This window comes from Pseudomonas sp. SORT22 (assembly GCF_018417635.1).
GTDB lineage: Bacteria > Pseudomonadota > Gammaproteobacteria > Pseudomonadales > Pseudomonadaceae > Aquipseudomonas.
In genome coordinates this window covers 4,481,240-4,494,124 of sequence record NZ_CP071007.1, presented here as the reverse complement: position 1 = coordinate 4,494,124, position 12,885 = coordinate 4,481,240, and the positions used below count along the sequence as shown (strand labels likewise).

Below are 12,885 nucleotides of genomic sequence, written 5' to 3'. Positions count from 1 at the left end.
CACCGGTGGGAGCGGCGGTGCGACGACCCGACTTGCCCCGCGATAAACTCACCGCTATAGTCAGACCCACTTCACCCTCACCGAAGACCTGCTCATGCCAGCTTCCTGCCCAGCCACCGTATTCGCTACCGCGCCTGACGCGGTTGTCGTTGTGCGCGCGAGCCAGCAGCCGGCCATGATCAGTCACTACCCACCACCTGTCAGTAGCGTGGTCGTGTGCATCGTTGCACCGCCAGCGGTGGTAGTGCTGGGCTAAGCGGCCAATCGCTGCGTTCCCACACACCTGCACCCTACTGAATACGGTTGGCTGCCCCTCGCGGGTAGCGCCGTTCGGCTTATCTGCCCGAATTACAGGTGGCATTCATGTCTGTTCTATCGAAACAATCTATGGCCTCGGCGGCCACTACCAGCCTGTTCGTCCTGCTCTGGAGTAGCGGGGCGATCGTCTCCAAGCTCGGCCTGGCCCACGCCAGCCCGTTTGCCTTCCTGCTGCTGCGTTCGGCCCTGGCCCTGGCCGGCCTGCTGTTGCTCAGCCCGTTGCTCAAACTGCACTGGCCGCGCAGCCGCCCGGCGCTGCTGCAAGCCCTGGCCACCGGTTGCGTGCTGCTCGGCGCCTACCAGATCTTCTACCTGCTGGCGCTCAACACCCACGTTACCCCCGGGGTCATGGCCACGGTCATGGGCGTGCAACCGATCCTCACCGTGGTGCTGATGGAGCGCCAGCGCTCCTGGAGCCGGTTGTTCGGCCTGGGCCTGGGCTTGAGCGGCTTGATCATGGTGGTTTACCAGGGCATCAACCTCGGTGGCGTGTCGCTGGCCGGGATGCTGTTTGCCTTGCTGGCGCTGATGAGCATGACCTGCGGTTCGATCATGCAAAAGCGCATCACCAGCAACCCCATGGGCACCCTGCCGTTGCAATACATTGCCGGGCTGATGATGTGCGCGGTGTTTGCGCCGTTCCAGCCGCTGCACGTGGAACTGACCGACTGTTTCATCGGCGCGTTATTGTGGATGGGCCTGGTGGTGTCGCTGCTGGCGACCTTGCTGCTGTACCGGCTGATCGCCAAGGGCAACCTGGTCAATGTCACCAGCCTGTTCTACCTGGTGCCCGCAGTGACGGCGGTCATGGACTACCTGATCTTCGGCAACCGCCTGGCGGCGCTCAGCCTGTTGGGCATGGGGCTGATCGTCATCGGCCTGCTGTTCGTGTTCCGCAAGCCCGCAGCCACGCAGGCGCAACTGCAGGCTGACTGACCGTACGGACCGCCCGGCAGCGCGCCGGGCGGTTTGCTGTCAGAAGTAGTAGCCGATGTTGATGTTGGTGCGGTAGTACCAGTCGTTGCTGCCGACCGAGTTGGTGCTGGTCCAGCCCGTGCCGTTCTCGGCGCCGCCAAAGGGGTTGGCGTTCTTCGCCCAGGTGAAGTCGACCCAGGCCATGATCGGCATGGCCAAAAACTGCGCGCCGACGGTAAACATCTGCGAGTCATCCCAGCCGCTTTTGTCTTTCATCATGCGGCTGTAGTCGTTGTAGACCTTGATCTTCTTCAACTGGCCAAGGCCCGGGGTGAAGATGTCGTAGCCGACGTTGATCGAGCCGATGGTGGCCTTGGAGGCGATCAGGTAGGCCGGGGTCAGGCCGTTGCCGCCCATCAGCACCGAGTCGTTGCTGACGCCGTCGGGGTTCTTCGGATCGTATTCGTAGCGAATCGCCTGGCTGGTAACCGTCCAGTTGCCGGCGTTGACGATCGCATGCACGCCGCCGGCCCAGTAGTCGCCATCGTCACGGGTGGTGGCGTTGTACAGCTCGGCTGCGGCCAGCGAGGCGCCGATTTCGGTTTTCCAGCCGTCACCGCTGAAGGTCCGGGCCACCCGGGCGTTGACCTGGTTGCGCTTCTCGTTGTCCTGGCGTGACTGGGTGAAGGCCACGGCGTTGTCGTCAAGATCGCTGTAACGGCCGACTTCTGGCGAGTAGCGGATGCCGCTGGGCAGCATGCGCGGGAAGTACCCCAGTTGCAGGTCCCAGTCCTTGTCCTTGTAGCTGTACTTCAGGCCGCTGCCGGCGCTGACGCCATAGCCCATGAAAAACGGGATGTGGTAACTCCAGCCGAACTGCGGGTAGGGCTCAAGGCCAAAGGGTTTGAACGGTGCGCCCAGTTGCACGTTGGAATTGGCATTGAAGCGATAACCGACGTAGCCGCGGTCGATCGAGCGCTTGCCGTCGTCCTGGAACCAGTAGCCGATGTCGCTGAACAGTTGCTTGTGGGTGGCCTGGACATCCAGGCGAAAGGTGTCGAAGAGAAAGCGCCCGTTGTTTTCGGTGGTGTCCCAGTGCTCATCGCGGTAGTTGACCCGCAGCGCGCCGCCGATATCCAGCGAACTCTGGCCGTCGTCACTGCGCCAGGCAATGTGCGGGAAGGGTTTTTTCAGCGCTGGCGGCTGGTCCGGCGCCGCCGGGCCGGGCTCGGAAGCGAAACTGGTGGCGCTGCCAAGGATCAGGCCCAGGCTTATCACGTACTTGTTCATATCAATGCCCCGCAAGGTTGAGCAGTTTCTCTGGGCAACAGCTGTCCGCCGCCTGGAATCAGGCGTTAAGCGAAAGTCAGCGGTGGCGCATCGGTAGGTTTGTTATTGTTTTATAGGTGGCACGTTGTTTTTATTTGAACTCGAGAGGTAAAGAGCAGGAACTGTGCCAGTGCTGATGAGTGACTGGTGTTTTAATAAATATGATGTAAAACAATTATTTATATCTGAAACACCTTAATTCGTGCCGTGGGTGAAACAGCGTGGTGTTTAAGTAACAGGGGTGGGCAATGGCAGTGCGGTTTAACTGCACAGCGCGCGTTGACAGTGCGTGGGTTGTTTTATCAATGAATAAGTAATTGACTGTTCTGGGGCCGCCGGACCTGCGAAAGCCGCGCAAAAAAAAGCCGGCACACCCGGTGCCGGCCAATTGCGCGTGTTGCAACAGTTACAGATCAAGCACCATGCGCCGGCTCTTGCAGCCCGAGACACAGACCATCATCGATGTGTTCGCCGCCCGTTCGGCCTTGGTCAGCACGCCATCGCGGTGGTCGATGTCACCTTCCAGCACCCGGGTTTCGCACGAGCCGCACACCCCTTCGCGGCAGCTGTACTCGATATCGCAGCCGGCTTCGAGCAGCACGTCGAGCAGGTTCAGCCCAGGCTCGACATTCAGGGTCTTGCCGGACTTTTTCAGCTCGACGCTGTAGCTGTCCTGGGCATCTTCCGAGGGTGGCAGTTCGGCGGCGGTGAAGCGTTCGATATGCGCATGAGGGTAACCGAGGCTTTCGCAGGTGCTCTCGAAGGCATCGAGCATCGGCGTCGGGCCGCAGCAGTAGAAGTGCGTATCGCCGGGCTGCCCGGCCAGGTAATGGGTCAGGTCAGGTGCCGCGTTCTTCTCGTCGTTGAAATGGTAGAGCACCTTGGCATCGACCCCGCTGAGCTCTTCCAGCAGCGCCGCTTCCTTGCGCGAGCGGGCGCAGTAGATCAGCTCGGCGGATTTGCCCAGCGCCAGCAGCTGGCGAAACATGCAGTAGATCGGCGTGATGCCGATGCCGCCGGCCACCAGCACGTTGTGGCTGGCGTGCGGGTCGAGGGCGAAGTTGTTGCGTGGTTGCGAGATGTGCAGTTGCGTGCCAACCCGCAGTTGCTCATGGACGAACGCCGAGCCGCCGCGGCTGTTACGATCGCGCAGAATGCCGACTACATAACGGCCCTGGTCGCTCGGCGAGTTGAGCAGTGAGTAGCTGCGCACCAGGCCATTGGGCAGGTGCAGATCGATGTGCGAGCCGGCTTCGAACGGCGCGAACACGGTGTCGCCCCAGGGGCGCAGTTCGACGCTGATGATGCCTTCGGCTTCGTGGCGCAGGGTGTGCACCAGCGCGGTAATGGTAGAGGAGTTGGACATCGGTCACCTCAAGGGCGCAGTGCGCAAGTCAATGTCGAGCCGGGCGCTGGCTTCGATTTCCACCACCAGTTCGGGGAACACCAGGGCGCTCACCTGAACCAGGGTGGAGGTGGGGTAGCAGGCAAAGCCTTGGAAGAAGTCGCGGCGGGCGCGAGCGACTTCATCCTTGTCGGCAATGTCGGTGAGGTACAGCGTCAAGCGGTAGAGATTGCCGATGTGCCCGCCTGCCGCTTCCACCAGGGCGCGGATCTTGTTCAGTACCACCAGGGTCTGCGCGTAGGCATCCAGCGGCGCGCCGCCCTCGGTGGCCTGGCGGGTGGCGGGATGGCCGGTCATGCCGGACATCACCAGCTCGTTGCCCAGCAGCAGGGCGTTGGACCAGCTGGCAGTGGCCAGCTCGGTCACCGCCTGTGCCTGGATACGGTGCACGGGCAGGTTCATCACAGTTGCTTCGCTTCGATCAGCGCCAGTTGCTCCTTGGCCTTGCCCTTGAGGTAGCGGCGCAGGCGCACCACACCGAGGTCATGCTGATAGAGGTTCTCGCGCTGGTTGGCGTCGTACTCCATGAACTCCAGCAGCACCCGGTCCTGCTCCAGCACTGCCCAGTGGCGGGCTTCCAGGCGGTTCTTGTAGAGGAAGCGCCAGGTGTCGCGCTGCCAGCCGGTCAGGGGCCGGGCGCGCCAGTGGAACACTGCCGAGAGGCTGCGGCTGCTCGGGGTGTAGCTGCCGATGATGGTGAAGTTGCCGCCCGGGCCGCCGGTCTTCGGGTAAGGGATTTCCAGGCGCAGCCAGTGGCAGCCGTTGTCGAGGAATTCGGTCCAGTCGAAGTTGACCCCGCGCTGGCCTTCCTTCTCGAAAAAGAAGCCCTGTTCGGTATCGCGGGTGACGAACTTGGCGGTGGCTTCGCCTTCGCTCATCGAGTGCGACATCTTGTGCAGGTAGGTGCCGTGCATCGGGTCCATGACGTTGTCGAGCACGTAGCGGTAGTCACCTTGCCACTCGGTGTAGCAGAGGAAGCTGCTCCACTCGGGCGAGGTCAGTTGCTCGGGCAGCACCAGCTCTGGCGGGGTGTCCAGGTGCGGGTCGGTGGCGTTGAACAAAAAGATCGCCCCGGCCGCCTCGCGGGTGTGGAACATGCGCGTCGGGCGGCTGCCTTCGAGCTTGCAGCCAGGGCTGCCGGGGACCTTGGTCACGGTGCCGTCGCAGCGCACTTCGACGCCGTGGTACGGGCACTGCAGGCGGTCGCCCAGCACCGGGCCCTGGGACAGCGGCGCGCCGCGATGCGGGCAGTGGTCTTCGAGGGCATGCACGCTGCCATCGTTGTCGCGCCACAGGGCGATCTTGTAGCCCAGGCGGCGCACCGACAGCGGCTTGTCGCCAAGCAGCCCGGAGGGCAATACGGGAAACCAGAGGTCTTTGAGGCCGTTGGCCAGGTGGTTCTCAACAGGATCGACGGTGAATTGCATATTCATCTTGTTTTACCTCCGGCGGGTCATGCGCCCAGCCGCGCCATCAGGGTTTTATAGGAGTCTTCGGTCCACTCGCCGCGGGTCAAGGGGCAAGGCGGCCCGGCCAGGTTCAGGTGCGCCAGCAGCTCGGGCAGCTGGGTGATGCCGTTGCCGTAGGCGCGCTCGATGGAATCGCCGAGCAGTTCCTCGAACGGGGTGTTGGGCCGTTTGCGCGCCTGATGGGGCTCCAGGTAGCGTGGGGTGTTGCTCATGTCATTGACCTCCATTGCGAACCCGTTCGCGGATCATTTCGCGGACCGGGACAAAGTCGTACGTCGGGTAGCATTCGGTGCGGAACACGCCCCAGGCGGCGCGCTCCAGTTCCACATTGACCTTGCCGAGCAGGCTCGGCGGCAGGCGCAGGGTGACGATCTGGCCCAGGCCCATGGCCACGGTCCAGGACACCAGCTCGACGCCGGCCGGCGGGAAGCTGTCCCACCAGCCCATCTGCTTCATGTGCGCCTGGATCTGTTCCAGGTTCTTCGACTGGTCGTGCCTGAGCACCACCGTCAGTTGCATCGTCTCGCTCATGCTTGGGCCTCAGGCAGCGCTGGCGGTAGGCACGGTCCAGGCGTCGTAGCCATAGACCCAGTCGGCATTGCCGCCGGCCTTGAGCCACTGGTTGCCGCGTGAACCGATCTGGATCTGGCTGGTGCGCTCCAGGCGCGACCGTTGGTAACCCTGCAGGGCGCTGGCGATCTGCGCCGGGCTGGTGACACCGTGCAGATGACGGGCCAGCACCACCGCGTCTTCGATGGCCTGGCCGGCGCCCTGGGCCATGAACGGCATCATCGGGTGGCAGGCGTCACCGAGCAGGGTGATCGCGCCTTCGGACCAGTACGGCAGCGGGTCACGCTCGTACAGTGCGGTCTTGAGGACTTCGTCGCAGGCGTCGAGCAGCGCCCGGGCGTCGGCGTGGAAGTCCTGGTAGTGACTGCGCAGCTCGGCGGCGTCGCCAGCAGTGGTCCAGGACTCCAGGTGCCAGCTGTCCTGGGCGGTGGTGGCGAAGATGAAGATGTCGCGGCCCTGGTTCAGCGGGAAGGTGACGATCTGGCTCTGCGGGTTGGGGCCCCACCATTTGGTGAAGGCCTGGATGTTCGGTACATGCGCTACACGCTCGGCCGGGACCACGGCGCGGTAGGCGACCACGCCGGTAAAGCGCGGCTGCTCTTCACCAAACAGGGCATTGCGCACCACCGAGTGAATGCCGTCGGCGCCGACAAGCAGGTCGGCGCGATGGCGGCTGCCATCCTTGAAGCGCAGCTCGACGCCATCGGCATCCTGCAGCACCTGCTCGGCGCGCTTGGCGAACTGCACGTTGTGCAGCGGGAACACATCGGCCAGGGCCGCCAGCAGGTCGGCGCGGTGAATGGTCAATTGCGGTGCGCCGTACTGGCTTTGCGCGGCGTCGGCCATTTCCAAGCGCGAGGTTTCTTCGCCTGTGTCCCACATACGGCTGATGCGGTGGGTCGGGCGCGCGGCCGGAATGCGCACCGCCGGGCCGACGCCGAGGCCATCGAGGGCGCGCACGGCGTTGGGGGTGAGGTTGATGTCGGCACCGACCCGCAAAAACGCCTTGGACTGTTCGAAAACCGTGACCTGGTGACCGGCCTGGCGCAGGGCGATGGCGGCGGTGAGGCCGCCGATGCCGGCACCGTTGATGGCGATGTTCAACGAAGACATGGACAACTCCTGCTCAGGGTTTGGGTTTGTCGGTAAGGAACTTGCCTTGCGGCGCCTCGACATGCTGCTGGCGCCGGGTATTGCCATCGATGCCGCCGGCAATCGCCCATTCGGCAAACACCGTCGGGCCCGGCTCGAACTCGCGCGGTTGCCATTCGCCGGTCAGCTGGTCTTCGTCGGCGTAATACTCGACCAGGGCGCCGGCCGGGTTCTTGAAGTACCAGAAGAACGCCGACGACACCGGGTGGCGGCCCGGGCCGATCTCGGTGGCCCAGCCACTGCGCGAGATGTGCATGCCGCCGCCGAACACTTCGTGCAGGTCGCGCACGGTGAAGGCGACGTGGTTCAGACCGGCGCGGGGGGCCGGCAGCTGGAGCATGAACAAATCGTGGTGGCCACCTTCTTCGGCGGTGCGCAGGAACGCGCCGCGGTTGGGATAGCGGTCCGAGGCCTGGAAGCCGAAGCGCTCGTGGTAGAAGGCTTCGCAGGCATTCACATCCTTGACGAAGAACACCACGTGGCCGACTTCGATCGGCGTGGCGCGCTCATACACCGGCGCCGGCTTGTTGATCCGGCCCTTGGTCTGCCAGGTGTTGTGGCCGCTGCACTCGATGTCCAGTGCGCGCTTGCGGGTCACCTGCAGGCGGATCGCCAGGCCGTTGGGGTCGGTGCAGCCGATGCGCCCGTTGCCTTCGACAAAGCCCGGGTCGTTGGCGATGCGCTGGCTGTACAGGGCGAGGTCCGCTTCGCTTTCCACGCCCCAGACCACTTCACGCACGGTCGAGCCCGGCTCGATCGCCGCTGGCAGGCCGGGCTTGTTGATGTCGGCCAGTACCACCCGGCAGCCGTTGAGGGTTTCGAAGACCACCTCGTCGGCCTGTTCGCTGACCTTGTCCAGGCCCCAGTCGCTGAAGAAGCGCACGCAGGTGTCGAGGTCTTCGACGCCGTAGGTGACTTCATCGATGCCCAATACGCTCATGGCCTTGCCTCCACACCGGCCCAGGCCAGTGGTTGTTCGTTCATGCCCCAGTAGAGGCTTTTCTGTTCCATGTACTGCAGGATCCCCAGGCGGCCTTTTTCACGACCCAGGCCGCTGTCACGCCAGCCGCCGAACGGGGTGGCGATGGAGAACTGCTTGTAGGTGTTGATCCACACCGTGCCGGCCTGGATCTTGCGGCCCAGGGCCCAGGCGCGCTTGTAGTCGCGGCTCCAGATGCCGGCGGCGAGGGCGTAGAGGCTGTCGTTGGCCTGCTCGATCAGCTCTGCCTCGCTGTCGAACGGCAGCGCCACCAGCACCGGGCCGAAGATTTCTTCCTGGCAGGTCTGCTGGCTGTTGCGCAGGCCTTCGAGGATGGTTGGCGGGTAGAAGTAGCCCTGATCAAACAGGCCGCCAGTCGGGCGTTGGCCGCCGAGCAGCAGGCGGCCACCTTCGGCCAGGCCCAGGGCCACGTAGCGCTCCACCGACTCGCGGTGCGCGGCGCTGATCAGCGGGCCCATTTGCGTGGTTTCGTCCGCCGGGTCGCCCAGGCGCAAACGCGCAGCGCCTGCGACCAGGCGCTGCATGAACGGCTCGTACAGGGCGCGGGCAACGAACAGCCGCGAACCGGCAATGCAGGCCTCCCCCGAGGAGCTGAAAATGCCATACAGCACCCCGGCCACGGCGTGATCGAGGTCGGCGTCATCGAGGACGATGGTCGGCGACTTGCCGCCCAGTTCCAGCGACACCGGCATCATCTTGTCGGCGGCGATGTGGGCGATGTGCTTGCCGGTCTTGGTCCCGCCGGTGAACGACACACGCTTGATCAGCGGGTGCTGCGTCAGCGCATCACCGAGCAATGAGCCCTTGCCCGGCAACACGCTGACCAGGCCCTTGGGCAAGCCTGCGTCCTCGCAGATCTGCGCCAGTTGCAGGGCCAGCAGCGGGGTGATTTCTGCCGGCTTGATTACCACCGCATTGCCGGCGGCCAGGGCCGGGGCGACCTTTTGCGCTTCGCTGGCAATCGGCGAGTTCCACGGGGTGATAGCCGCGACCACGCCCATGGGTTCGTAGACGCTCATGCTGACGAAGTCGCCGCGCGACGGGGTGATGGTCTCTTCCAGGGTTTCGCAGGCGGCGGCGAAAAACTGGAAAGTACCGGCGGCGCTGGCCACCAGGGCGCGGGTTTCGTTGATCGGCTTGCCGTTGTCCTGGCGCTGCAATTGCGCCAGTTCTTCGCTGCGCTGGCGGATCAGTTCGCCGATGCGGTACAGCACGGCGGCGCGTTCGTGCGGCTTGCGCTGGGCCCAGCCGCTGTTGAGGAAGGCCTGGTGGGCGCCTTGCACGGCGTCTTCGACATCCTCGAGGCTGGCGGCGTTGAGCCAGGCCACCGGCTCGCCGGTGGCCGGGTAGCGCGTGGCGTAGCGCTCACCGCCGCCCAGGTGCCAGGTGCCGGCAATGCAGATAGGTAGAGTCTGTTCCAGCGTCATCGACGTTCCCCTAGATGGAAATGGCATGGGCGTGGTTGCCCAGGGCACGGACCACGCTGTAGACGGTCAGCGCCGAGGTTTTCGGGTTGGCCTGCAGCGGCTTGCCGCGCAGGCTCATCTCGAAACCGCCGAAGGCACCACGGGCTTCGAAGTGGTGGACGTTCTCTTCGCTGAGCGGGTCGGCAATCAGTGTCACTCGCGTGCGGTCCAGGCCCAGCCCTGCCAGCGACAAGGTGGCGGCGACGTTGGCGTTCTTCGGGTACAGGCGCGCAGCTTCGCGGGCGCTGCCTTCGAAGATCACCGTGGCCTGGTCGATGGCGTCCAGGTTGCAAACCTCTTCGGCCGGGGTGTTCTTCCAGGCCCTGGCCGGTTTGCGCCCGGTGTAGTCGACCGAATCCAGGCCGCCGACCTTGGCCGCCGACAGCGCATCGATGCCGCCGATGGCGCCGGGCAGCAGCTCGATGCGGGTGTTGCCACGGGCGGCGGCGGCCTCCAGGCGCTCGACCAGGCCCAGCTCCGACAGCGCACCGACCGAGACGATCAGGCAGGCGATGCCGCGCTCCAGTGCCGGCAGCACGTGCTCCTCGATTGCCTTGTGCCCGGCGCATTCCACCAGCAAATCCGGGCGGGCGTCGGCGGGCAGGGCGGTGAGCACCTGCGGCGGGCGCTTGAAGCTGGCCAGGCGCTGTTGCACCAGGGCTTCGGAGCCGGCCGAGGCGATCACATGCTCGACGCGCAGCTGCGCATCGTTCTCCAGCAGTTCCAGCACCGCGACGCCAATGGCGCCGCAGCCGATCATGGTGATATTGAGCATGCGCAAGTCCTCAGGCCGTGGCTTTCTGGGCTTTGGTTTCGCTGTTGGGGGGACCGGCGAACTGGGTGGCAAAGCCGCCAACGCTGAGCATGTCGACTTCCAGCAAAAACGGCCCGCCCTGGCTCAGGGCGTTGTTCAGCACCGCGCCGAAGTCCTTCAGGTCGCTGACCAGGCCATGGCGCAGGCCGATCGATTCGGCCAGCTTGGTGTAGTCCGGGGTGTGCAGTTCGACATAGGCGTGGCGGGCGCCGTAGATGGCGTCCTGGATGTTGCGGATCACCCCGTAGCGCTGGTCGTTCATCAGCAGGATCACCACATTGGCTTTCTCCTGCACCAGGGTCGCCAGCTCACCGAGGTTGAGGATGAAGCCGCCGTCCCCAGCCAGGGCGAAGACCTTGCGCTGCGGGTCGGTTTCCGCCGCTGCCACCGCCGCGCCAATGCCCATGGCCAACCCTTGGCCGATGCCGCCACCGAGGGCATGCACGCCGGCCAGCGGGTGGTAGAGGTTGAGCAGGCGGTTGCCCCAGATGCTGTTGGACAGGGTCACGTCGCGCACCCAGGAGAAATTGCGCCCGGTCAGCCCCTGCAGTTGCTCGACCATCGCCGAGTACGGGCCGAGGTCGGCCACCAGCTGCGCGCGCGATTGCGTGCGGACGGCCTTGAGCTCGTCGATGAAGTTCGGGTCGATGTTCAGGCGGCCTTCAAGGCGGTCGGCCAGGCCATCGAGGGCCAGGGCCGAGTCGCCGCAGATGAACAGCTCGCTGGAGTAGCTGCGCCCTTCGATGGCCGGGTTGGCATCGATGCGCAGGGTGGTGCGCGGCAGCTTCAGGGCGTACTTGAAGGTCTCGTTGCTGCGCAGGCGCGAACCGGCCACCACCAGCGCATCGCAGCTTTGCAGGAAACCTTCGACCAGCTTGTTCTGCGAGAAGGCGCCGAGGCAACGCTCGTCGTCTTCGTTGACTACGCCGCGACCCTGGGTCGAGGTGATCACGCCAACGCCCATGTCCAGCAGACGCTTGACCTGCGCGCCGGCGTGGCGGGCACCGCCGCCGAGCCACAGTAGCGGGCGGGTGGCGCTGGCCAGGCGTTCGGCGACCAGGTCGAGGGCTTCCGGCGCTGGCACCGCAACCGGGATCGGCAGCGGCGACAGGTCGCTCGGCATGGGGATGAAGGTCGACTGGATATCGATCGGGATCTCGACGCTGACCGGGCCGGTGGGCGCGGTCAGGGCGGTCTGCACGGCGAGCTTGAGGGTGCTCAGCGCGGTCTCGACACTGCGCACGCGAAAGGCCGCCTTGGACACCGCCTTGAGCATGGTCAACTGGTCGCGGGCTTCGTGGATGTAGGCGAAGTCCTGGTCCAGGTACGGCGTTTCGATCTGCCCGGTGATGTGCAGCAGCGGCGTGCCGGCGGTCAGTGCTTCGACCAGCGCCCCGGCGGCGTTGCCGGCAGCGGTGCCGGTGGACGTCAGGCACACGCCCAGGCCACCGGTGGTGCGGGCATAGGCATCGGCCATGTTGGTCGCGCCGGCTTCGCCACGGGCCATGACGAAGCGGATGTTGCCGCGTACGGCGAAGGCATCGAGGATCGGCATGTTGTGGATCGAGATCACGCCGAAGGCGGCCTTGACCTCGCATTGTTCGAGGAACGCGGTGATGGCAGCGCCAACGGTGACAGTGTTTTCATTACGCATGGCGGGACAGGCCTCCAGAAACATCGATATGGCTGCCAGTGGTGTAGGCCGACAGGGGCGAAGCCAGGAACAGGATCGCTTGGGCTGCTTCTTTGGGCAGGCCCAGGCGCCCCAGGGGAATGTGTTTGCGTTGCGCCAGTTGCGCGGTCCATTGCGACCAGTCCAGATCGCGCTCTTCGCGGGCCTCGAAGCGCCGGCGCCACTGGCCGGATTCGACCAGGCCGATAAGGATGCCGTTGACCCGGATGCCCTGTTCGGCGAACTCGGTGGCCATCGAGCGCACCAGGTTCTTAAGGCCCGCACGTGCTGCCGAGGTGGCGACCATGTGCGGCTCCGGCTGGCTGGCCAGCAGCGAGTTGACGCAGACGATCGAAGCGCCGGCCTGGCCTTGCAGTTGGGGGAGGAAGGCGCGCACCGGGTAGATCACCGAGAAGAACTTCAGCTGCAGCTCTTCGCTCCAGGCCTCATCAGTGGTGTCGGCAAAGGTCGAGACCCGGCCTTGGCCGGCATTGTTGATCAGCACCTGGGCCGGGCCGAGGGCGGCCAGGCTGGCGGCAGCGAATGCGTTGACTGACGCGGCATCCAGCACATCGCAGGCTTGAGCCAACAGACGCGCTTCGGGGAAACGTTCGCGCAGGCGGGCTTCGGCGCTGTTCAAGCGGTCCTGATCGCGACCACAGAAGGCCACTGCCGCACCGGCTTCAAGCAGTTGCTCGACACAGGCCAGGCCAATCCCGGAAGAGCCGCCAGTGACGATGGCGGTGCGCCCGTGCAGTTGATAGAGGTTGCTCAT

At 65.0% G+C, this 12,885-nt stretch carries 13 protein-coding genes; 1 reads left to right on the top strand and 12 read right to left on the bottom strand.

The genetic code is table 11. From position 1 onward, the window contains the following. Positions 1–363 precede the first annotated feature (363 nt). The gene (locus JYG36_RS20535; protein ID WP_213602131.1) at positions 364–1,254 is read left to right on the top strand and encodes a DMT family transporter; all 891 of its coding nucleotides are present in this window, start codon (positions 364–366) and stop codon (positions 1,252–1,254) included. 39 nt (positions 1,255–1,293) lie between these two features. On the opposite strand, the gene JYG36_RS20530 is transcribed toward JYG36_RS20535, so the two are convergent. From JYG36_RS20530 to JYG36_RS20475, 12 genes are all read right to left on the bottom strand, one after another. Beyond that, positions 1,294–2,523 carry a putative porin gene (locus JYG36_RS20530; protein WP_213602130.1) on the bottom strand — a complete coding sequence of 410 codons (1,230 nt, stop codon included), beginning with the start codon at positions 2,521–2,523 and terminating at the stop codon, positions 1,294–1,296. Positions 2,524–2,968: 445 nt separating this feature from the next. Further along, positions 2,969–3,928: a PDR/VanB family oxidoreductase gene (locus JYG36_RS20525; RefSeq protein ID WP_213602129.1), complete on the bottom strand. Its 960-nt coding sequence runs from the start codon at positions 3,926–3,928 to the stop codon at positions 2,969–2,971. Positions 3,929–3,931: 3 nt separating this feature from the next. Further along, positions 3,932–4,369, bottom strand: a complete 438-nt coding sequence (locus tag JYG36_RS20520) for a Rid family hydrolase (protein WP_045193459.1) — start codon at positions 4,367–4,369, stop codon at positions 3,932–3,934. After that, positions 4,369–5,400: a Rieske 2Fe-2S domain-containing protein gene (locus tag JYG36_RS20515; protein ID WP_045193457.1), complete on the bottom strand. Its 1,032-nt coding sequence runs from the start codon at positions 5,398–5,400 to the stop codon at positions 4,369–4,371. The genes JYG36_RS20520 and JYG36_RS20515 overlap by 1 nt, the downstream gene beginning before the upstream one ends. A gap of 20 nt (positions 5,401–5,420) precedes the next feature. Further along, the gene (locus JYG36_RS20510; RefSeq protein WP_045193456.1) at positions 5,421–5,648 is read right to left on the bottom strand and encodes a recombinase-like helix-turn-helix domain-containing protein; all 228 of its coding nucleotides are present in this window, start codon (positions 5,646–5,648) and stop codon (positions 5,421–5,423) included. A gap of 1 nt (position 5,649) precedes the next feature. Further along, a complete protein-coding gene (locus tag JYG36_RS20505; RefSeq protein WP_045193455.1) occupies positions 5,650–5,967 on the bottom strand; it encodes a hypothetical protein in 318 nt (105 codons plus the stop codon). Between the two features lie 9 nt (positions 5,968–5,976). Then, positions 5,977–7,119 carry an FAD-dependent monooxygenase gene (locus tag JYG36_RS20500; RefSeq protein ID WP_213602128.1) on the bottom strand — a complete coding sequence of 381 codons (1,143 nt, stop codon included), beginning with the start codon at positions 7,117–7,119 and terminating at the stop codon, positions 5,977–5,979. Between the two features lie 13 nt (positions 7,120–7,132). Next, a complete protein-coding gene (locus JYG36_RS20495) occupies positions 7,133–8,098 on the bottom strand; it encodes a VOC family protein (protein ID WP_045193452.1) in 966 nt (321 codons plus the stop codon). Next, positions 8,095–9,585: an aldehyde dehydrogenase gene (locus JYG36_RS20490; protein WP_213602126.1), complete on the bottom strand. Its 1,491-nt coding sequence runs from the start codon at positions 9,583–9,585 to the stop codon at positions 8,095–8,097. Before JYG36_RS20490 ends, JYG36_RS20495 begins: the two co-directional genes overlap by 4 nt. A 10-nt stretch (positions 9,586–9,595) precedes the next feature. Next, positions 9,596–10,399, bottom strand: coding sequence for an aspartate dehydrogenase (locus tag JYG36_RS20485; protein ID WP_045193450.1), 804 nt, complete (start codon positions 10,397–10,399; stop codon positions 9,596–9,598). Between the two features lie 10 nt (positions 10,400–10,409). Then, positions 10,410–12,092: a thiamine pyrophosphate-binding protein gene (locus tag JYG36_RS20480; protein WP_213602124.1), complete on the bottom strand. Its 1,683-nt coding sequence runs from the start codon at positions 12,090–12,092 to the stop codon at positions 10,410–10,412. Continuing rightward, on the bottom strand, positions 12,085–12,885 hold the full coding sequence (locus JYG36_RS20475; protein ID WP_213602122.1) for an SDR family oxidoreductase: 801 nt from the start codon (positions 12,883–12,885) through the stop codon (positions 12,085–12,087). Before JYG36_RS20475 ends, JYG36_RS20480 begins: the two co-directional genes overlap by 8 nt.

Bases quoted from the DNA above. Each gene is read 5' to 3' on its own strand.
- JYG36_RS20480 (WP_213602124.1), bottom strand. From the start codon at position 12,092: ATGCGTAATGAAAACACTGTCACCGTTGGCGCTGCCATCACCGCGTTC.
- JYG36_RS20475 (WP_213602122.1), bottom strand. From the start codon at position 12,885: ATGAGCAACCTCTATCAACTGCACGGGCGCACCGCCATCGTCACTGGC.
- JYG36_RS20485 (WP_045193450.1), bottom strand. From the start codon at position 10,399: ATGCTCAATATCACCATGATCGGCTGCGGCGCCATTGGCGTCGCGGTG.
- JYG36_RS20490 (WP_213602126.1), bottom strand. From the start codon at position 9,585: ATGACGCTGGAACAGACTCTACCTATCTGCATTGCCGGCACCTGGCAC.
- JYG36_RS20535 (WP_213602131.1), top strand. From the start codon at position 364: ATGTCTGTTCTATCGAAACAATCTATGGCCTCGGCGGCCACTACCAGC.
- JYG36_RS20525 (WP_213602129.1), bottom strand. From the start codon at position 3,928: ATGTCCAACTCCTCTACCATTACCGCGCTGGTGCACACCCTGCGCCAC.
- JYG36_RS20500 (WP_213602128.1), bottom strand. From the start codon at position 7,119: ATGTCTTCGTTGAACATCGCCATCAACGGTGCCGGCATCGGCGGCCTC.
- JYG36_RS20530 (WP_213602130.1), bottom strand. From the start codon at position 2,523: ATGAACAAGTACGTGATAAGCCTGGGCCTGATCCTTGGCAGCGCCACC.
- JYG36_RS20515 (WP_045193457.1), bottom strand. From the start codon at position 5,400: ATGAATATGCAATTCACCGTCGATCCTGTTGAGAACCACCTGGCCAAC.
- JYG36_RS20510 (WP_045193456.1), bottom strand. From the start codon at position 5,648: ATGAGCAACACCCCACGCTACCTGGAGCCCCATCAGGCGCGCAAACGG.
- JYG36_RS20505 (WP_045193455.1), bottom strand. From the start codon at position 5,967: ATGAGCGAGACGATGCAACTGACGGTGGTGCTCAGGCACGACCAGTCG.
- JYG36_RS20520 (WP_045193459.1), bottom strand. From the start codon at position 4,369: ATGAACCTGCCCGTGCACCGTATCCAGGCACAGGCGGTGACCGAGCTG.
- JYG36_RS20495 (WP_045193452.1), bottom strand. From the start codon at position 8,098: ATGAGCGTATTGGGCATCGATGAAGTCACCTACGGCGTCGAAGACCTC.